Annotated in this window: 17 protein-coding genes; 8 read left to right on the plus strand and 9 right to left on the minus strand. The window is 60.5% G+C overall.

Translation table 11 applies throughout. The features are described 5' to 3' along the window. Positions 1–114: 114 nt before the first annotated feature. The 5 genes from FBZ99_RS26645 (at position 115) to FBZ99_RS26665 (ending at position 7,390) form a co-directional block, all read left to right on the plus strand. Positions 115–1,116, plus strand: a complete 1,002-nt coding sequence (locus tag FBZ99_RS26645) for a LacI family DNA-binding transcriptional regulator (protein WP_113396470.1) — start codon at positions 115–117, stop codon at positions 1,114–1,116. Next, positions 1,106–2,884 carry an adenine deaminase gene (locus FBZ99_RS26650; RefSeq protein WP_145635775.1) on the plus strand — a complete coding sequence of 593 codons (1,779 nt, stop codon included), beginning with the start codon at positions 1,106–1,108 and terminating at the stop codon, positions 2,882–2,884. The genes FBZ99_RS26645 and FBZ99_RS26650 overlap by 11 nt, the downstream gene beginning before the upstream one ends. 226 nt (positions 2,885–3,110) lie before the next feature. After that, positions 3,111–4,283 carry an NCS2 family permease gene (locus FBZ99_RS26655; protein ID WP_210248396.1) on the plus strand — a complete coding sequence of 391 codons (1,173 nt, stop codon included), beginning with the start codon at positions 3,111–3,113 and terminating at the stop codon, positions 4,281–4,283. Between the two features lie 166 nt (positions 4,284–4,449). Continuing rightward, entirely contained in the window at positions 4,450–6,807 is a 2,358-nt protein-coding gene (locus FBZ99_RS26660) for an Orn/Lys/Arg decarboxylase N-terminal domain-containing protein (RefSeq protein ID WP_113332118.1), read from the plus strand. Between the two features lie 22 nt (positions 6,808–6,829). Beyond that, positions 6,830–7,390: a GNAT family N-acetyltransferase gene (locus FBZ99_RS26665; RefSeq protein WP_113332119.1), complete on the plus strand. Its 561-nt coding sequence runs from the start codon at positions 6,830–6,832 to the stop codon at positions 7,388–7,390. A 40-nt stretch (positions 7,391–7,430) separates the two neighbouring features. On the opposite strand, the gene FBZ99_RS26670 is transcribed toward FBZ99_RS26665, so the two are convergent. Beyond that, positions 7,431–7,754 carry a hypothetical protein gene (locus FBZ99_RS26670; protein ID WP_113355724.1) on the minus strand — a complete coding sequence of 108 codons (324 nt, stop codon included), beginning with the start codon at positions 7,752–7,754 and terminating at the stop codon, positions 7,431–7,433. Between the two features lie 383 nt (positions 7,755–8,137). Between FBZ99_RS26670 and dinB the strand changes: the two genes are divergently transcribed. Next, the gene (gene dinB, locus FBZ99_RS26675) at positions 8,138–9,235 is read left to right on the plus strand and encodes a DNA polymerase IV (RefSeq protein ID WP_145635778.1); all 1,098 of its coding nucleotides are present in this window, start codon (positions 8,138–8,140) and stop codon (positions 9,233–9,235) included. Between the two features lie 188 nt (positions 9,236–9,423). Here dinB and FBZ99_RS26680 read toward each other — a convergent pair whose 3' ends face one another. Both FBZ99_RS26680 and FBZ99_RS26685 read right to left on the minus strand, forming a co-directional pair. Further along, positions 9,424–10,068, minus strand: a complete 645-nt coding sequence (locus tag FBZ99_RS26680) for a pyridoxine/pyridoxamine 5'-phosphate oxidase (protein WP_145635780.1) — start codon at positions 10,066–10,068, stop codon at positions 9,424–9,426. 7 nt (positions 10,069–10,075) lie between these two features. Further along, complete coding sequence (locus FBZ99_RS26685) at positions 10,076–10,852, minus strand: class I SAM-dependent methyltransferase (RefSeq protein ID WP_246661206.1); 777 nt, start codon at positions 10,850–10,852, stop codon at positions 10,076–10,078. Between the two features lie 172 nt (positions 10,853–11,024). On the opposite strand from FBZ99_RS26685, the gene FBZ99_RS26690 reads away from it, so the two are divergent. Then, complete coding sequence (locus tag FBZ99_RS26690; RefSeq protein WP_145635782.1) at positions 11,025–11,915, plus strand: LysR family transcriptional regulator; 891 nt, start codon at positions 11,025–11,027, stop codon at positions 11,913–11,915. A gap of 37 nt (positions 11,916–11,952) precedes the next feature. Here FBZ99_RS26690 and FBZ99_RS26695 read toward each other — a convergent pair whose 3' ends face one another. From FBZ99_RS26695 to FBZ99_RS26720, 6 genes are all read right to left on the minus strand, one after another. Continuing rightward, positions 11,953–12,684, minus strand: a complete 732-nt coding sequence (locus FBZ99_RS26695) for a molybdate ABC transporter substrate-binding protein (RefSeq protein ID WP_113355720.1) — start codon at positions 12,682–12,684, stop codon at positions 11,953–11,955. Further along, a complete protein-coding gene (locus tag FBZ99_RS26700; protein ID WP_113421465.1) occupies positions 12,681–13,469 on the minus strand; it encodes an ABC transporter ATP-binding protein in 789 nt (262 codons plus the stop codon). The genes FBZ99_RS26695 and FBZ99_RS26700 overlap by 4 nt, the downstream gene beginning before the upstream one ends. Further along, on the minus strand, positions 13,459–14,493 hold the full coding sequence (locus FBZ99_RS26705; protein WP_113355718.1) for a FecCD family ABC transporter permease: 1,035 nt from the start codon (positions 14,491–14,493) through the stop codon (positions 13,459–13,461). Before FBZ99_RS26705 ends, FBZ99_RS26700 begins: the two co-directional genes overlap by 11 nt. After that, positions 14,490–15,554: an ABC transporter substrate-binding protein gene (locus FBZ99_RS26710; RefSeq protein WP_145635785.1), complete on the minus strand. Its 1,065-nt coding sequence runs from the start codon at positions 15,552–15,554 to the stop codon at positions 14,490–14,492. Before FBZ99_RS26710 ends, FBZ99_RS26705 begins: the two co-directional genes overlap by 4 nt. 596 nt (positions 15,555–16,150) lie before the next feature. After that, the gene (locus FBZ99_RS26715) at positions 16,151–16,465 is read right to left on the minus strand and encodes a hypothetical protein (protein ID WP_113355716.1); all 315 of its coding nucleotides are present in this window, start codon (positions 16,463–16,465) and stop codon (positions 16,151–16,153) included. Positions 16,466–16,766: 301 nt separating this feature from the next. Beyond that, the gene (locus FBZ99_RS26720; protein WP_145635787.1) at positions 16,767–17,642 is read right to left on the minus strand and encodes a helix-turn-helix transcriptional regulator; all 876 of its coding nucleotides are present in this window, start codon (positions 17,640–17,642) and stop codon (positions 16,767–16,769) included. 113 nt (positions 17,643–17,755) lie between these two features. On the opposite strand from FBZ99_RS26720, the gene FBZ99_RS26725 reads away from it, so the two are divergent. Continuing rightward, positions 17,756–19,210: an MFS transporter gene (locus FBZ99_RS26725; protein WP_186450361.1), complete on the plus strand. Its 1,455-nt coding sequence runs from the start codon at positions 17,756–17,758 to the stop codon at positions 19,208–19,210. Positions 19,211–19,239: the final 29 nt, after the last annotated feature.

Below are 19,239 nucleotides of genomic sequence, written 5' to 3' on the forward strand. Positions count from 1 at the left end.
CCAACAGGCGCCACCATCGGCGAAACCGCGTTTCATCCCCGCGCAGTTAAAGACGCTCTTGCAAAAGCGCGCCGTGTTGATTAAACGATTAATCAAGGAAACCGGAGCGCGCTCTTGGAGAGTCAGACACGCCCTACCTCGATTCGGGAAATCGCAACCAAGCTGGGTGTCTCCACGGCAACGGTCTCGAATGCCCTGCGCGGTACGGGCCGGGTGTCATCAGCCCTTGCGGAGCAGATTCGCCTGGAAGCGGACAGGCTCGGCTATGTGCCTGACCATGCGGCCCGCGCTCTGCGCACCGGCAAGAGCAATACGGTCGGCCTGCTGGTTCCGAATATCGGCCAACCCTTGTTTCCCGCTTTTGCCCAGGCCATCGAGCGAGCCGCCAAGCGGCGCGGTCTTGCCGTTCTCATCGGCGATAGTCAGGGCGACCCGCAGCAGCAGGAATTCGAAATCAGGACCATGATCGCCCGCGGCGTCGATGCACTGATCGTGATACCGACGCGCGGCACGACCATTGCGCCCACGGATGTCCCGGTGCCGGTCGCCGTCATCGACAGCGCCGCCACGGTTGGCAACATCGCTGCCAGCGATCATCGTCAAGGCGGGCGCCTGATCGCACGCCACTTGGTCGATCTCGGTCATGACAGCATCCTTATCCTCGCCGGCCCGGAAAATTCGCTGGTGGCGCGCGAGCGCGTCGAAGGAATGCGCGAAGTCTTCCGCCAGGCCGGCGTCGAACCCGCATTGCGACACAGCGATGCGACGTTCGAGGCCGGCAGCGCTCTCGGCCGCGAGCTCGATCTGCGGCATTTTACGGCCTGTGCCGCCGCCTATGATGCGCTCGCCGTCGGCTTTGCCATAACCGTCAAGGACAGGGGCTTCAGCATTCCGGAAGACATATCGCTCACCGGCTTTGATGATCTGATGTGGGCTCAAATCGTCTCTCCACCACTCACGACCGTCCGGCAGGATCTGGAAGCCGTGGCAAACCATGCCCTCGCCTTCGTCGCCGGAGAAATCGACATCAGCGGAATATTCCCGACGGAACTCGTCTTGCGGCAATCCACCGCGCGCCCGTCCGCCTTTGCCAAGGGAGGCAGACATGCCGAATGAACCCCACGACCTCCATTCATCCGAGCTGCGCGACCGCGCCGTCCGGGCGGCATTGGGCCTTGAGCCGTTCGATGTGCTGATTGCCGGCGGAACGCTCGTCGATGTCGCGACCTCGGAAATGAGGCCGGCCGATATCGGCCTTGTCGGCCCCTTGATCGCAAGCGTCCATGCCTTGGGGACGAGGAAGGACGCCAAGCAGACCATCGACGCTTTAGGACGCTTCATCGCGCCCGGATTTATCGACACGCATATGCACGTCGAAAGCTCGATGGTGACGCCAAGGCGATACGCCGAAACGGTTGTTCCCCAGGGCACGACGACGGTCTGCTGGGACCCGCATGAAATCGGCAACGTCGCTGGCCTCGACGGTATTCGGTGGGCGCTCGAAGAAACACGGCAATTGCCGCTGCGCTTCTTGACCCTGGCGCCATCCTGCGTCCCCTCGGCACCCGGCCTTGAGCTTGCCGGTGAGGAATTCCGCTCAGGCGAAATGACAACCATGCTCAGCTGGCCGGAGATTTCCGGTGTCGCCGAAGTGATGAACATGCGAGGGGTCCTTGAGCGCAGCGAGCCGATGCGCGGCATCCTTGAGGCCGGACTTGCGAGCGGCAAGCGCGTCTGCGGCCATGCCCGCGGACTGGAAGGTGCGGAATTGCAGGCCTTTGCCTCCGCGGGGATTCAATCCGATCACGAGCTCACCTCGGCCGAGGACTTGCTGGCGAAATTGCGGGCGGGCCTTACCATCGAGTTGCGCGGCTCCCATGACTATGTTCTGCCCGGCGTCGTCGACGTGCTGAAAAAACTGCCGCATCTGCCGCAAACGCTGACGATCTGCACCGATGACGTCTTCCCCGACGACCTCGTGAATGAGGGAGCAATGTCATCCGTTCTCAGACGCCTGATCGGCTATGGAATGAAGCCGATCGATGCCATCCGCGCCGCCACGCTCAACGCCGCCATGTGGCTGAACCGCCATGATCTGGGACTGGTGGCACCTGGCCGCCGCGCAGACATCATCATCCTTTCCGATCTCGAAAAGATTGCGGTCGACCGCGTCTTCGCATCTGGACGTGAGATCGCAAGAGGCGGCAGCCTCATTGGAGCCAGCGAGTGCACGCCCTCGGATGCCTATCGCGACACCGTGAAGGTCGGAAGGCTTTCTGCTACCGATTTCGAGATCAAGCTGTCTGGTATGACCGAAGCTCGCGTCAACACGATTGTCAGCCCACGATTCACGAAATGGGGAGAGGCAACCGTCAAAGTCGAAAATGACAAGCTCGTCTTGCCTGACAATATGCTGCTGATGGCTGTTATTCACCGTCACGGAAGAAAAGAGCCGACACCCGTCATCGGCATCCTCGAAGACTGGGGTCACTGGATCGGCGCGCTTGCGACGACGATATCGCATGACAGCCATAATCTCACCGTCTTCGGCCGTGACCCCACGGATATGGCTGCGGCGGCCAATGCCGTCATCGACGCCGGCGGCGGCATGGCGACGGCGGCCGATGGCGAGGTGACGGCGGTGCTTCCCCTGCCTGTCTGCGGCCTGCTGTCGGATGCGCCCGCAAAGGAGGTGGCCGACGACTTCGCCAGGCTGCGTGCCGCGGCCGATGCAGGCGCCGACTGGATGCCGCCCATTCGCACCTTCAAGGCGGTCGTCGGAGCAAGCCTTGCCTGTAACCCCGGCCCGCACGTCACCGATCTCGGGCTGACCGACGGAACCACCCAGGACATCAGACCGCTTCTGGCTTCAAGCCAAAATTGAGGTCACCAGCCAGACGGCGGCATTTGCCGACTTAGGAGATATAGACAATGACCTCAACTAGGAATGTTGGGCAGCCGGGTGATACGTCAGAGCCGCGGTGGAAGACCTATTTTCGCATGGGCGAGCGTAAAGCCAATACGAAGACGGAAATCATTGCCGGGATGACGTCCTTCCTGGCAGCGGCCTATCTCCTCGTCGTGATCCCTTCTCTGCTTCCGCCGGTGGCATCGACCGCGCCGCCGCAACGACGGCAACCATTCTCGTCATCATCGGCGCGACCCTGTTCATGGCGCTTTATGCCAATATGCCCTTCGTGGTGGGGCCGGGCATCGGCGGCTCGGTTCTGGTGGGGCCGACGATGGCAGCCGTGGAGCATATTCCCTGGCAGACTGGCCTTGCCATCTCCTTCTGGTCGAGTGTCGTCTTCGTTCTGCTGACCGTCCTCGGTGTACGCCAGGTCATTGCCCGCATGGTTCCAGCCCAGATCAAGCTCGGACTGGGTGCGGCGATCGGATTGTTCATCGCGCTTCTCGGCTTCAAGAATGCAGGTCTCGTCGATGTCAACGCCAAGAGCCACGCGCTCATGCTCGGTTCGTTCAACTCGGGACAGGCGATCATTGCCGTCTTCGGCATCTTCCTCGCCGTCTTCCTGCGCGGGCGCAAAGTGCCGGGGCCGATCCTCTGGGCGATCCTGGGCAGCACGCTGCTCGGCATTCCGCTCGGCGTGACCAAGGTGCCCGCCGCATTCTTCGGAGTGCCGCACGGCATCTCTGAGATCGGCCTTCAGCTCGATTTCCTTGGTGCGCTGAAGATCGAATATTTCCCCTATCTCTTCGCCTTCTTCGCATCCGAATTCTTCTCGACCCTGGGCACGACGCTCGCCGTTGGCGCCAAGGCCGGCCTGGTCGATGAGGAAGGCAACATGGCGGACCTGGGCAAGCCGTTCCTCGTCGATTCGATTGCCGCCACGATCAGTCCGCTGCTCGGCATTCCCTCCGCCACGGCGCTGGTCGAGAGCGCGACAGGCGCGGAAGCCGGCGGACGTACCGGTTTTGCTTCACTTGCAACCGCAGCCCTTTTCGCGCTCACTTTGCTTTTTACGCCGATCGCGCTGATGATCCCGGCAGCCGCCACGGCACCCGCCCTGATCCTCGTCGGCATGTCGATGTTCAGCGCGCTGAAGCGTGTCGACCTGGAGAATTTCTCCGACGGTCTCTCTGCCCTGATGATGGTCCTTCTGACCCTGGTCTCCAACAGCTTTGGAACCGGCATCGCCGGAGGACTGCTGTTCTACGTCATCGTCAAGGTCTTATCGGGAGAAGCAAGGCAGGTGTCTATCGGCATGTATCTTCTCGCCATCCCGCTTGCCTATTATTTCTGGACCGTGGCCGCTCACTGAGCGGCCACAAATCCATAAGTTGTGCACCCGCGATCCGGCATGAAACGGCGGGCTGGCGACGTGACCGGCGGTGGCCATCAATACGGTTTGGGACGTCCTCTATTCTGTCACATCCATGTCATGAAATGCGCCGACACCTCATCCCAGATCAAGAGCGGGTATCGACATGGATTATTTCAGACGTTTCAACTTTCTGTTCGCAACGCCAACCTTCGACAATGAGGACCTGGAAGGCGCCCGCTATAATCAGATCGTCGAGGAGATCGAACGCTCAGGTTTCGAGGTGGTGCGCGCGCGCAATCTCGAAGATGCCGAGATCGCCGTGCAGACCGACGCGGCCATCGGCTGCATGCTGGTGGACTGGGGCAAGAAGGGCCTCGAAGGCAAGACGGCCGCCCTCATCAACCTCATGCGCCGGCGCGGCCTGGAATTCCCGATCATCCTCCTGATCCGCCGCAAGCGCTTCGAGGATGTGCCGGTCGAAGTCCTCGATTTCATCGACGGCTACGTCTTCCTCTCCGAGGAAACGCCCGCCTTCATCGCGAAAAGCCTCATCAGCCGGCTGAAGCAATATGCCGAGACGCTGAAGACGCCGTTCTTCGGCGCGCTGGTCGATTATGCCGAAGAGGGCAATCATCTCTGGACCTGCCCCGGGCACAATGGCGGCATCTTCTACAGCCGCAGCCCCATCGGCCGGGTCTTCATGGAGCATCTCGGCGAAGCGGTGTTCCGCGACGACCTCGACAACTCCGTGCTCGATCTCGGCGACCTTCTGACCCACGAGGGACCGGCTCTCGCCGCGCAGAAGGAGGCGGCCAAGATCTTCGGCGCCGAAAAGACCTATTTCGTGCTGAACGGCACCTCCACGTCCAACAAAGTCGCGCTCTCGGCCCTCGTCACCGACGGCGATCTCGTGCTGTTCGATCGCAACAACCACAAGGCCGCCCATCACGGCGCGCTAATGATCTCGGGCGGCATTCCGATCTACCTGCCGACCAGACGCAATCTCTATGGCCTGATCGGTCCGATGGATTTCGCCACCATGGACGAGGACGCGCTGCGCGAGCGCATTCGCACCCATCCGCTGGTAAAAGATCCGGAAGCCTACAAGAAGCCGCGTCCGTTCCGCGTCGCGGTCGTGGAGCAATGCACCTATGACGGCACCATCCACAATGCCGAGATGATCCTAAAGCGCATCGGACATCTGTGCGACTACATCCTTTTCGACGAGGCATGGGCGGGCTTCATGAAGTTTCACCCGCTTTATGCCGGGCGCTTTGCCATGGGCCTTTCGGACCTCGGCCCCGATGCACCCGGGATCATCGCCACGCAGTCGACCCACAAGCAACTCGCAAGCTTTTCGCAGGCCTCGCAGATCCACATGAAGGATAGGCACATCACGGGCCAGAAACGCCGCGTGGAACACCGTCGCTTCAACGAAAGCTTCATGCAGCACGCCTCGACCTCGCCCTTCTATCCGTTGTTTGCCTCGCTCGACGTCGGCGCGCAGATGATGAAGGGCCGTTCGGGCGAAGTGCTTTGGGACGACACGATCCGCCTCGGCATCGAACTGCGCAAGAAAATCCGCGCCGTACGGCGCGAATTCGAGGAGAAGGAACATCGTCCCGAACGCCGCTGGTTCTTCGAGCCCTTCGTGCCGGATCGGGTCGCGATTCCTGATGTGGCAAGCCCCGGTGCTGTGCACGATGTGCCTTGGGAGAGCGTCGCGACCGATCAGCTCGCCACCAATCCCGCCTTCTGGCACCTGACACCCGATGCGGCATGGCACGGCTTTTCCAGCATGGAGCCGGGTTTCGCCATGACGGATCCGAACAAGCTCACCCTGCTTACCCCCGGCTTTGATCGAGCGACTGGAAAATATACGGAACACGGCATTCCAGCGCCTGTCGTTGCGCAATATCTGCGCGAAAACCGTATCGTCGCGGAAAAGAACGACCTCAATTCGCTGCTCTTCCTGCTCACACCCGGTGTCGAAGCCAGCAAGGCCGGCACCCTGATCAGCGGCCTTGTCGCCTTTAAAAAGCTTCATGACGACAACGCGCTGCTGGAAGAGGCCATTCCGGAATTCTACCGCCGCCGTCCCGGCCGTTATGCGGGCGTGCGCCTGCGCGATCTTTGCGCTGACATGCACAATTTCTTTCGTCAGGCCGATGTCAGCGCCCTGCAGACGAAGCAATTTTCCGCAGAACACCTGCCGCCGATCGCCATGTCGCCGCACGATGCCGCGCGCTGCCTGGTGCGCAACGATGTCGACTATCTGCCGATCGACGCCATTGCCGGCCGCATCGCGACGACACCCTTCGTCGTCTATCCCCCGGGGATTGCAACCATCGTGCCCGGCGAGCGCCTGACGGAACAGGCAAAGCCCATGATCGACTATCTCAAAATGTTCGAAACCTGCTTCAACACCTTCCCCGGCTTCGAGGTGGAGATCCAGGGCCTCTATCGCGAGATCGATGCATCCGGCAAAATCCGGCTCTATACCTACGTTGTCGCGGAATAGGCTTGGAAATTCAGGTTCGGACATGAAGCAGGATAAAACAATCATCGTTCGCCCATCCCGGGAGAGCGACGTCGATGCCATGCTGGCTATCTATCGCCGTCATATTCACCGCGGGGTCGAAGCCGGGGTCGATGATAGCGACACGCCGCAGCCGGACGATCTGCGCGAACGGCGCAAGAATTTGAAGGACCGCCGCTTTCCGCATGTCGTCGCGATCGAGGGTGAGAAGGTCGTCGGCTATGCCTATGTGGTGCTGTTCCGCAAGCGCCCGGCCTATCGCTATACCGTCAAGCATTCGATCTATGTGCATCACGACCATGTCGGCCAGGGTGTCGGAAGCCTGCTCATGCGCGGACTGATCGACGCCTGCGCGGCGGCCGGCTTCCGACAGATGATCGGCTATATCGACGCGGACAACGTCGCTTCGCTCGCCCTGCACGAACGCTTCGGCTTCGTTCGCGTCGGCCTGCTGCCGGCTGTTGCCTATCGCTACGGCCGCTGGGCCGATACCGTGATGGTCCAGCGCTCGCTCGGTCCCGGCTCAACCACGCAGCCGCCTCCGCCGCCGCTCTCCACCCGCTGAAGCAGAAGGACCTGTTGTCGGCCGTAACACAACTCCGTGCTTAGACTGGATGCCGCATCGGGGCCGGCAGGAAGCCCAAAACAAAATCTATGACCTTCGACGAGGACATTTCGCAGGGCTTGAGGGTGAGGCTTGCTGCGGAGAGCATATAGAGATTGAAACTGACGACATCGGTCCCGCCAAGCTCCTCGCCATAGAGCCAGATCCGTTTGCCGTCGGCCGATCGCTTGACCGTCACACCCCAGGGGCGACCTTGAAAATGCCCCTCCGAATAGCCGTCAGGCAGCTTCGCAAGCGCATGTTCGAAGCCCGACAATTCGGCGGGCAGCAGCTGCGGCGCGCCGTCGATCATGGAGCCAGGCATTCGTCACATATGCCGCAGCCGTCTTCGTCCATCTTCCTCGCCGACCGCAGCCTGCGGCAGCACAGACACGCGGTGCCGTCGGCTCGGGATTCCTCGTCACGCTCGGGCGGGAGGATCTCCATAAGCAAGTCGGAAAGTGGATCGGTAGCGATTTGGCCCATCTCAAGGCTCCGTATTGGGGGACGGACAAGAGATAAGAAGCCTTGCGCGCATCTCAAGGTACCGTTTGCGGCATGGCTGGCCTGCGGCAATTTCCTCGCCTCTCCCTAGCAAGACAACCGAGCCGGTTTGATATCGTCATCGAGGATGATATGTTCCGCATTTGTTTCAGCTTCCGCAATAACGGACCGCGCTGAACCTACTGTGTAATGACCGAGACCGCCATGAACGACACCAGCTCGACCACTGTCCGGAAGATCATCCATGTCGATATGGATGCATTCTATGCATCGGTCGAGCAGCGGGACAATCCGGAGCTGCGCGGCAAGCCGCTTGCGGTCGGCGGGTCGGCTGCACGCGGCGTCGTGGCGGCCGCAAGCTACGAGGCCCGTGCCTTCGGCGTTCACTCGGCGATGCCTTCGGTTACCGCAAAACGCAAATGTCCGGACCTGATTTTCGTGCCGCCGCGCTTTGACGTCTACAGGGCGGTGTCGCAGCAGATCCGCGAGATCTTTGCCGAATATACTTCGATGATCGAGCCGCTGTCGCTCGACGAAGCCTATCTCGACGTCACCCAGAACCACAAGGGGATGGAAATCGCCACCGAGATCGCGCTGGAGATCCGGACCAAGATCAAGCAGGTCACCGGCCTCAATGCTCCGGCCGGCATTTCCTACAACAAATTCCTCGCCAAAATGGCAAGCGACCTCAACAAGCCGAACGGCCAGGCAGTCATTACGCCAAGGAATGGCCCGGCCTTCGTCGAAACGCTTCCCGTCAAGAAATTCCATGGCGTCGGGCCGGCGACAGCCGAGCGGATGCACAAATATGGGATCGAAACCGGACTAGATCTGAAATCGAAATCGCTCGCCTTCCTGCAGGAGCATTTTGGAAAGGCAGGCCCTTATTTCTACGGTATCGCCCGCGGCATCGACGAGCGCCAGGTAAAGCCGGACCGGGTTCGCAAATCCATAGGCGCAGAAGACACATTCGTTGAGGATATCGACGATCTAGAGCTGGCGACGGCGGAACTGCGGCCGCTTGCGCAGAAGGTTTGGCGCTACTGCGAAACAGGCGGTTTCAGCGCCAAGACGGTGACCGTGAAGATCAAATATTCGGACTTTACCCAGGCGACACGTAGTCGGACAAGCTCCCTGCCGGTCGCCGGCGTCGGCGCTGTCCTCGAAACAGCGTCGGCGCTTCTGGCAACCGTCCACCCGTTCACGCGGCCAATCCGGCTGCTCGGCATCACGCTTTCGTCTTTGACGAACGAAGAGACAGATAGTGGGAGATCACAGCCGCAGCTCGATCTCGGCATCTGAGGGATGATAATCTGCCATTCCACCGGTCAAGATGGCTGACTAACCTCTCCACCCGGAGCAACAAACAGGCGAAGACGGAAAGCCCGCTGTTCGTCCGATGGAGGAAACATACGGGCGAACCGCTAGTATGGAAACGGCAATAGTGCCAGCTAAGGGAACCGGAAGCCCGGCCATCATAGCGAAAATCATCAAGGCCAGAGCCGCTCCTTCAGCCAGCCCGCCTTTTCACGCCGATATCGCAAGCGATGGTGGCGGCGCTCTGAATCGCCCTGCCAGAATTCGACCTCATGCGGCATGACGATGAAAAGCGCCCAATTTGCAGAAACAAGATCGGGCTCGTCCCGCAACCGCCGATGCTGCAGTGCCAATGCATCATCGAGCTCCTGCGACGAACCCAGAACCTCGCTCTGCCGCTTGGTCAGGGCAATCGCCTTGGCGCCCGGCGCGCGTGCACGGAAATCGGCATGGCGCTCATGCGCCTCAGCCTGAAACGCCATTCCGCGCAATCGCACCTGCCGTCCGAGCTGCGGCCAATAGAAGGTGAGTGACACAGAGGGATTGGCGGCAATCTGTCGGCCCTTCGGCCCCCTGCCTGGTGTTGCGAAGTGCCAGCCACGCTGGTCGAGGTTCTTCAGGATGAGAACACGAGCATCCGGTGCGCCATCCTCGTCGATCGTGGAAAGCACCATGGCATGCGGCTCCTTGATATCACCCTCGATGGCATCGCGCAGCCAGTCGGAAAACAAGTCTCGCGGATTGTCAGGTGTCAGATCCGCCTCGAACGAGGGAAACGGCCCGGCCAAGGACTTGAGTATGCGCAATTCGTCTCTCACGGTCTCCTCATGGTCTGGCGATAATGAGACGCAGCGAGCCTTCGAAGAAGGGCTGCGTGCGAAGCGCGCCATAACGACGATCCCAGGATCCGTCGGTGAGATCGCGGCCGAGCTCGGCGACAAAACGCTCGCCAACGGAGGCATCGACAAAGCTCCATGCCGAATTGGCAAGCCGCGCGCCGGGATCAAGCATTCGCTCCGGTCTGCCATAATAGGCCTCGCCGAAACCATCGACGCAATTCAGCGGGATCGGCACCGCCTTGATCTCCACATTGCCGCCGAGTGCGGTCGCGATCCTATCCATCTCCGGATAACGTCGTCCCTCGACCGCAATCATTTCAGGCGCATAGGTGTGTAGCCACGACCGTTCCAGCAGATGCGGATCGCAGCTCAATACCAGGACGGGGCCGCGGGTAACGCGCCGCATCTCGGCAAGCCCTCGGTCGAGATCAGACCATTGATGCACCGTGAAGGTCGCCATTGCCGCATCGAAACTCCAGTCGGAAAAAGGAAGATGTTCCGCCGTTCCGTCAATTGCGACCGGGAGATGCGCCGGTCGTTGGGCGCGCATGGACGCAGACGGCTCGACGGCCGTCACCTGCCGGTCGACCGGCTCATAGGAGCCTGCGCCGGCACCGACATTCAACACGGTTTTCGCATCGCCGAGAGCGGCGCGGATGAATTCGGCTATATGGGGGTCCGGCTGACGATAATTGGTATAGCCCGATCCGATCACGCCGTAATTCGCATCGCCCGCACTGCCGTCCTGATATCTGCCTTGCACTTCATGTCTCCGTTGCTTCGTCGGACAAAGCTTCGCCGGACGTGAAAATGCCATTGCATCGTCGCGTCATTGTTCGATGAATACGCTGTCCATTTCTCTCGGCATCAAAAAACACGTTATTTTTACGGAAGAAAAACGATATGTTCGAACAGTCAATGTTCGGAAAATGCACATGACTAGACGATTGCCCTCCCTGAATGCGCTACGCGCCTTCGAAGCGGCCGGCCGGCTCGGCCGCATGACGCTTGCGGCAGACGAGCTTAATGTGACGCACAGCGCCGTCAGCAGGCAGATTCAGCATCTGGAGGAGGTACTTGGCGTTCCCTTGTTCGAAGGACCGAAAAACCGGCTGAGATTGACTGAAGGCGGGATGACCCTCTTGACCGGGCTGACGGGCGCATTCGACCAGATGGATCTGTCGGTGCGAGCCGTAGCCGATACGGAAGACGGTCAGCTCGACGTCTCCTGCCCCGGCACCTTTACGATGCGCTGGCTCATTCCCCGCCTCTATCGGTTTCAGGCGAAATACCCCAACATAGAAGTGCGCCTGTCGGCCTCTTCAAAGCCCGTCGATTTCAGCCGCGACGGCTTCGATGTGGCGATCCGCGTCGGAAGCGCGCCATGGCCTTCCGGCGCCGATGTGATTTTCCTGTTTCCGGAGCAAACCGGCGCGGTGCTCGCGCCATCGCTGTTTGCCGCGTCAACGCCAGAGTTCGATGGCCTGCCCCAGCTTCATACGCGCACAAGGCTGCGCGCATGGGGCGACTGGCTTGCCCGATCGGAGAGATCGGTCGCCACGGGACCGCGCGTCGAATACGAGCATTTCTACTTCATGCTGGAGGCTGCGAGCGCCGGCCTCGGTGTCTGCGTCGCCCCCTGGCCCTATGTCAGTGACGACATCCGTTTCGGCCGGCTGATGGCGCCATATGGCTTTCTGGAAAGCGGCCACGAATATGTAGCACTGCGCCGCGCCCGTCGGAACCGAAAATCCGTTCTCTTCTGCGAATGGCTGCAGAATGAGGCGGAGGTCTACACGCGCTCCAGCACGCCGCCGACTGGCTGATGCTTGAAAAGACCTTGGCCACCATCTGCCTTGGAGACTAATCGACCGGAGAAAACCCGGCCTTGTTGAGAATCTCCTGCCCGGTCTCCGATAGCAGGAAGTCCTGCAGAGACCTTGTTTCATCATCAGCGCCCTTACGAATTGCCATACCATATTCGATAAGCGGCTGAAACTCGTCGGGTATGTCGATGACGCTGAAAGCCGGATCCCCTGCCAAAAGACGCGCGTTCGAAGAATAGCTCATCATCAGATCAACGACGCCGTCAGTAATCAGATAGCCGCCGCGCTTGCCCGCTGGGGTTGGCAGCGAATGACGGCCACCTACCAACTGCCGCGACCGAGACCTGATCGCCGCGCCCTTGCCCGGATACCGTGCTTCGATCTTGTCGAAGACCTCGAAAGCATAGTCGCCGCCCGGATCGTCGCCCGGCGTGGAGGTACCAATCCTAACGGCCGGATCGGCCAGGACCGTGAGAAAATTCTGCGTCGTCAAACCGAGATCGGCGCGCGCCAGCACACAGAGCCGATTGCGGGCAAAACAGATCGCACCCTCCACAAAACCAATCAAGGCGAGACGCAGCGGATGCGCCATATTGGCGGAGGCAAAGAGATCGAAACGGGTGCCTGCCTCGATCGTTTGCCGCAGCAGCCCCGCGGGTCCGAGCGTCAGCGAGATACCGATGCCAAACTCTCGTCCAAAGGCATCGATGATCGCCGGAAAGGCATGGCGCAGACTGCCGGCCGCCAAGACATGAACCGCATTGCTCACGGGCGATTTCCTTTTCTGTCTCTTTGCCGGAATAGCGGCACAAACGCGGTCTCCATGAGTTCGCCATCGGCGAGCTTTGCCGAGCGAATGGCAAGACCATAAAGCAACTCGAGATTATCTTCGGTCATCACATCATCTGTGGCACCAAATACGGTTCTTGCCTGATCGAGCATGAGCAGTACCTTGTCGGCGACGGCGACGGCATGGTTCGGCTGATGCGTGGTGAAGACAATCGCCAACCCTTGACGATCGGCGAGGGTTGCAAGCAGCGACAGCACGATATCCTGGTTCTTGAGATCGAGCGCCGAGGCCGGTTCGTCGAGCAGCAGCACGGTGTTTTCGCCTGCCAACGCCCTTGCGATCAGCACCAATTGCCGCTCACCGCCGGAGAGCGCTTCGATGTTGCGTCGCGCGTAGCCGGCCATGCCGGTGAGATCGAGTGCTTCCATCGCCTTCTCGACATCGACCTTGCGCGGCGTCTGGAACAGGCCGATATGGCGGGCACGCCCCATCATCACGACATCGAGCACGGAATAAGGGAAGGAACCCGAAAACTCCTGCGGCACGAAGCCTGTGTGCGGGTTCAGCGCGACCTTACCGGCGCTCGGCTTCAAAAGTCCGGCCAGCACGCGCAGCAAAGTGGACTTGCCGCGACCGTTCAGCCCGAGAATGGCCGTGATCTCCCCGGCGTGGAAATCGAGATGAAGATCGCGGAACTGCCAGCGTTCGCCATCATAGGATTGGCTCGCCCCTTCGATACGCAGTTTGATCGGATCAGAACCCACGCGCGCCTCGCTGGGTTTGCCTGAGCACCAGGGCGAAGACCGGGGTGCCGATCAGGGCCGTGAGAATACCGAGCGGGATTTCCGAACTGGTTGTGGTCCGGGCGACCGTGTCGATCACAAGCAGGTAAAGCGCGCCGATCAGCAGCGATGCCGGCATCACCAAGCGATGATCCGGACCGACGAGCATGCGCGCCATATGCGGCACGACGAGACCGACCCAGCCGATGATACCGCTGACGGCAACCTGCGCCGCTACGATGCAGGAGACCAACACAAGGATCAGCCAGCGCAAAGGCTCGACATTGACGCCGAGCCCGCGTGCATCCTCGTCGCCAATCGAAAGAAGGTTGACGCGCCAGCGCAGTCCCAGCAACAACAGGCTGCCGATGACGACAGGCCCAGCGATCAGCCAGAACTTTTCCCAATTTGCGGTGGCAAAGCTGCCAAGCAGCCAGAAGACCATGGCCGGCAGCTTGTCTTCGGTATCGGCGAGATACTGCACGAGGCTCACCAGTGCTCCAAAGAAGCCGCTCACCACGACACCGGCAAGAACAAGCGCAAGGATATTTCGCCGGGCGACAATGCCGTTCAGCGCGTAGACGATGACGAGGGCGGAAAGACCGAACGCAAAGGCGGAGCCGAGCAGACCATAGCGCGAGAAACCCATAAGGATGGCAAGCGTGCCGCCGAAAGCCGCCCCCGAGGAAACGCCCATCACCTGCGGCCCTACCAAAGGATTACGGAACACGCCCTGCAGCGTCGCACCTGAGAGGGCCAGACCGGCACCGGTGAGCAGCGCCAGCAAGATACGCGGCATGCGCACCGTGAAGACGACGGTCGCCTCGGTCGCCGTGACGGGCACCGCCGGCGATGAAATCGGCGACCAGAGTATTTCCACGACCCGCGGGAATGGAATGTCGTAGCGGCCGACGCCCAGAGAGACAACAGCGACGATCACGAGCAGGATCGCCAATGTGGCGATCGTCGCACTAGGCCCGTGTCGGCTGAAAGGGGCCGCGCTCATTGCGCGACGCGATAATCGGTGCGGTAGAATTCCTTGTAATAGGCATCCGCTTCCTTCTGCATATCGATATCCTTGAACCGCTCGGGATAAAGCTCCTTCGCCATCCACAGTTCGCCGAGCGCCATGGCCTCCGGCATCGGATAGCCCCATGCCTTCGCATATTCCGGCATCAAGTAGATGCGGCCGTTCTTGACGGCGTCGATCGTTTGCCAGGAGGGGTTCTTCCTGATCTCATCGACAACGGCGGGATAACGCTCCTGAACGAGGATGACCGCGGGGTTCCACGTCAGCACATCCTCCATCGTCACCTGCTTGAAGCCGCTGATGGAATTGGCGACATTGCGGGCGCCCGCGCGCTCCATCATCAGGCCAGTATATTTGCCGCGGCCATAGGTCGTAAGGTCTGGATTGGCCATGTAAACAGGCACGCGCTTGTCCGTGGGAATATCGGAAAGACGATCGGCGACGAACTTGCGCGTCTTCTTCGTTGCCGCAATCATTTCCTCGCCCTTTTCCTTGCGCCCAAGCACATCGGCAATGAGGCGCACGCCCGTCGCAAAACCGGCGTCGATCGCGGCAGGCTCATCCTTGACGGAAGGGTTGAGCTTGACGGCCTCTTCCGGTGGCACGTCGAGCAGCGAGATCGCCACGACGGGAAGGCCGGCACCCTCGATCTGCTTCACCATGTCGGCCGGTGCATAATTGGTCACGAAGACCACATCCGGCTTCAGCGTCAAAAGCTCTTCGATATTTACTTTCGTCAGACCGCCCGGCGTCGGTAGATTCGGCAGCTGCGGCACAAGCCGCACATAATTGGCGCCGAGCTGTTTCTTCCACTCGTCGAGAACGCCGACCACCTTGTCCATCGCATCGAGCTGAACGGTGATGTTGAGCGTCTGATGCTGCAGGATCACGACCCGATTGACGACTTCGGGAATATGCACCTGCCGGCCGATCTGATCGGTGATGACCCTGTCAGCCCAGGCGGGGGCGGAAAATAACAAGCTACTGAAAATGATAAGGATTTTAACGGCGACAAGCAGATGGCGGAGCTGAAACATGGAATTCTCCTGGAAAGGTTCCAACCGCTATCATTATATTTCACGGTATACAACGACCGCTAATCCGAAACCAAGCCATCATCGTCATGCCGCGACGTCTCTCTGAAGGTACCTGGTAAAATGACCATCGCCGGCCTGCTCGCATGTCCGCTTTGGCGGCCGATAATCGGTTGCGCGGAACAGCTCCCTATCTCCTCGTTGGAGATACGTCGCGCCGCGCGGAAAGCGATCCGCCACCGAGGCCGAAAGGCCGACCCGTTCGAGAAGATCGCCGCCGCGATCCTTTGCCTGCGAAGCGCTTGCTAGCCCGTGGGCAATAATCGATTCGGCGATGCCTGACCGATACGCAGGCGTGGATTGAGGCTTTCGGACGAGTCCTGGAAGATCAGGCCGGTCCGATTGCCGCGGATCGCCTGCGTATCGGTCAGGCAGCGGGGCGAGCAGATCCTACCCCTTTCGGAATCGGATGCGGAATCCGTGCTTTAGGCGCGAAGCGCACGCTGTTTAAGCTCGCTATACAAATGAAATCGCGCTCTGCGGCAGCACGTCGAAATTTTAGCGAGATGTCCGTTGAGGCCGGACTCGGGATGCAAACATTACCGGTAATCCTCAAGTCGAAGCTGTTCGGCCTTCCCTATCCCGATCATCTCGGCCGGCTTCCTTCGATTCGTTTTCATCACATCGCGGTTGAAATCATTAACCGCCCAGCAAACACCGATGGTTTGGAGATGCGCGGTGTTTTCTATTCCAATTTTTATGAGAAAGGTCAGCCGCCCGGCCAGCGCGTTACGGCAATGCTCGCTGTTATCGAACCAGGGCTGACTGGTGACGTTGTCCAGCACCTTTTGGAGTGTGGCGACTTGCTTCGGCGATAGGCTGCCTCCTATAAGGTGGCGAAAGCGTTCCATCATGCCTCCTTCGAGGACCACTGCTACTGCGACACCACAGATGGACTCGCTCTTGCAAGTGAAACTACTCTGATACTATGCAGTCCGTTACTTCAGCTCTGCGCGACGGGCGATCCTTGACGGCAAGCCGCCAGCCAAACCGGCCATTGCTTATGTCTGCTGCCGGCACGTTAGGCAGGCTGCCGTTTAAAGCCTACGTCCATTTTTGATAGTGTGGGGACGCGCAATGCCCAACGAACGGGCGGAAACTGCCGCCAGTTCATTCGTGGTGATCGATCCCATGGGGTTCTGCCGGCTTTACCGCTCAGCAAGTCCGCCTGCGCTTCATCATCGCGTTCAGCTTCTCCGCCCCGGCTTCGTCGACGGGTGTATAGACGATCATGCGGTCGTCATTGCTGGGGCTTGCCCACCAATTGTTGGATTGCAGCGCCAGAATAGTGCCATCCGCCAGCCGGAAACGCTTGACGGTATTCTCGATTCCTTTGAGCTGGTAGCGATCCCACACGATGCGGAATTGGTCCGAAGCGCTCATATAGCGTTCCAATTGCCGCTCCCAGCTCGGATCGTCGAGATGCTCCGCCATGGAGGCACGAAACAGCGCGGCCATGTTGGCCAGCATCTCATCAGGATCGGCCTGGCTCGCGCGCCAGGCAGGATTGACGAGGGACAGATAGATGCAGTTCCGGTCCTCGGGCGGGACGGCATCGAGATCGACGCCGACGAGGCGGCGATAGGCCTCGTTGAAGCCGCGTATATTGTAGCGTTTCGTCTGGATAAGAGCCGGATAGGGACAGAGATGATCGAGAATGCGCTGGCTTGCCTCGGTGAGCGGCTCGCAAACGCGCGGATTTTCGAGGCGAGGCGGGACCGGCAGATTAGCCAGTCTGAAAAGGTGCTCCGTCTCCACTTCGTTGAATTCCAAAGCATGCGCGACGGAGAGAAGCACGCGCGGCGACACGCGGATGGGGCGGCCCTGCTCCAGCTTGGTGTACCAGGTGATGCCGATATCGGCACGTGACGCCACTTCTTCCCGCCGCAATCCGGGTGTACGAATCCGCCCTGCCCGACCGAGTCCCAATCTTTGCGGGTCAAGGGATTCCCGCCGTCTTCGCAACATCTCGCCGAGTTCCTGTGCCCGCGAAAGCATTGGATTGGGGACGATATCGAGCGTGCCGTGCATTTCCATTCTCCAGCCTGACACTTCTTATACCAGTCTAATCAGGTATCTTGTACCAGTTTAACATAGGTGTAGAACGCTGTGGACTCAGTTTTGGAAATGCTTTGAGGTCCCCCATGTCATCCGCACCAATCCGGCTTGGCCAGTTCGGCCTGCTGATCCTGCTGGCCGGGCAATTGCTGCTGCAGCTCGATTTTTCCATCATCAATGTCGGCCTCGCCGCCATCTCCGCCTCGCTGCACGCCGGCGAAACGGAACTTGAACTTTTCGTCGCCGCCTATGGCGTCGCCTTTGCCGTCTGCCTGGCAATGGGTGCGCGCCTTGGCGACAATTTCGGCCGCCGGCGCATGTTCGGCCTGGCTGTCCTATTGTTCTGCCTCGCCTCTCTGCTCTGCGGGGTGGCGACATCAGTCGCCTTCCTCATCGTTGCGCGCGCGCTGCAGGGAATTGCGGCCGCACTCATGGTCCCGCAGGTACTGGCGACCATCCATGTCAGCCTGACCGGACGCGATCACGCCCGCGCCGTCTCGCTCTATAGCGCGATCGGCGGCATCGCTTTCATCGTCGGCCAGGTTCTCGGCGGCTTCCTGATCTCGGCGGATATTGCCGGCTCCGGCTGGCGTAGCATCTTCCTCATCAATCTGCCTGTTTGCATCCTGATCCTGCTCTGCGTGTGGCGACATGTTCCAGAAACGCGTGGGCAAGGCAGGGTTCCGGTCGACTGGTCAGGCATGATCACGCTGGCGCTGCTGACGCTCTCGGTCCTGCTGCCGACCGCGCTCGGTCCGTCGCTCCACTGGAATTGGCTTTGCCTGCTCGGCTTCGTGCCGATCCTGCCACTGGTGGCACTTCTTTGGCGCATCGAGCGCGGCAAGGAGGCGCGTGGCGCCTTCCCAATCCTGCCGCCGTCGCTCACGCGCATCTCCAGCATGCGCTTCGGAGGGCTGATCGCCATACTCTTCTTCACGTGCTGGAGCGGCTTCATGTTCGTCTTCGCCCTTACCTTGCAGGCGGGCGCCGGGCTGACGCCGCTGCAGTCAGGCAATGCCTTGATCGCGCTCGGCGGCTCCTATTTCGTCTCGGCCGCTTTCGTCACACCTCGCCTAGCGAATATACGCCGGGAACTCATGTTGGCGATGGGCTGCGTGATTCAGATGAGCGGGCTTACGCTCCTCATCGTGACGCTCGAAACGGTCTGGCCGCGGCCGGGAGTCATCAACCTTATCCCATCCACGATCTTGATCGGCTTCGGTCAGGCACTGATCGTCAACACCTTTTATCGGCTGGGGCTGGCGGACGTGCCGCATGAACATGCCGGCGCCGGCAGCGCGATGCTCGCAACCATGCAGCAGGTGTCGTTGGGTCTTGGGCCGGCGATCCTCGGAGCCGTATTTGCCCAGGTGCTGCAATATTCCAGTGCCTATCTCTCCGCTGGAGTCACGGCGATCGCCGTCGAGCTCGGGCTGATGGCCATCCTGCTGGCGGCCACGCTTCTGCGGCTGGCACGGCAGCGTAGCCGACCCGACGAGGACGCGGAGATCGACGACGCGCTCATCGTGGCGCCCGAATGATCGGAAGGTCCGGATCAGTCGATCCCATA

It is taken from the genome of Rhizobium sp. ERR 1071 (assembly GCF_007828675.1).
Lineage (GTDB): Bacteria > Pseudomonadota > Alphaproteobacteria > Rhizobiales > Rhizobiaceae > Rhizobium > Rhizobium dioscoreae.

Bases quoted from the DNA above. Each gene is read 5' to 3' on its own strand.
- FBZ99_RS26660 (WP_113332118.1), top strand. From the start codon at position 4,450: ATGGATTATTTCAGACGTTTCAACTTTCTGTTCGCAACGCCAACCTTC.
- FBZ99_RS26725 (WP_186450361.1), top strand. From the start codon at position 17,756: ATGTCATCCGCACCAATCCGGCTTGGCCAGTTCGGCCTGCTGATCCTG.
- FBZ99_RS26650 (WP_145635775.1), top strand. From the start codon at position 1,106: ATGCCGAATGAACCCCACGACCTCCATTCATCCGAGCTGCGCGACCGC.
- FBZ99_RS26710 (WP_145635785.1), bottom strand. From the start codon at position 15,554: ATGTTTCAGCTCCGCCATCTGCTTGTCGCCGTTAAAATCCTTATCATT.
- FBZ99_RS26715 (WP_113355716.1), bottom strand. From the start codon at position 16,465: ATGATGGAACGCTTTCGCCACCTTATAGGAGGCAGCCTATCGCCGAAG.
- FBZ99_RS26690 (WP_145635782.1), top strand. From the start codon at position 11,025: ATGACTAGACGATTGCCCTCCCTGAATGCGCTACGCGCCTTCGAAGCG.
- FBZ99_RS26705 (WP_113355718.1), bottom strand. From the start codon at position 14,493: ATGAGCGCGGCCCCTTTCAGCCGACACGGGCCTAGTGCGACGATCGCC.
- dinB (WP_145635778.1), top strand. From the start codon at position 8,138: ATGAACGACACCAGCTCGACCACTGTCCGGAAGATCATCCATGTCGAT.
- FBZ99_RS26720 (WP_145635787.1), bottom strand. From the start codon at position 17,642: ATGCACGGCACGCTCGATATCGTCCCCAATCCAATGCTTTCGCGGGCA.
- FBZ99_RS26670 (WP_113355724.1), bottom strand. From the start codon at position 7,754: ATGCCTGGCTCCATGATCGACGGCGCGCCGCAGCTGCTGCCCGCCGAA.
- FBZ99_RS26665 (WP_113332119.1), top strand. From the start codon at position 6,830: ATGAAGCAGGATAAAACAATCATCGTTCGCCCATCCCGGGAGAGCGAC.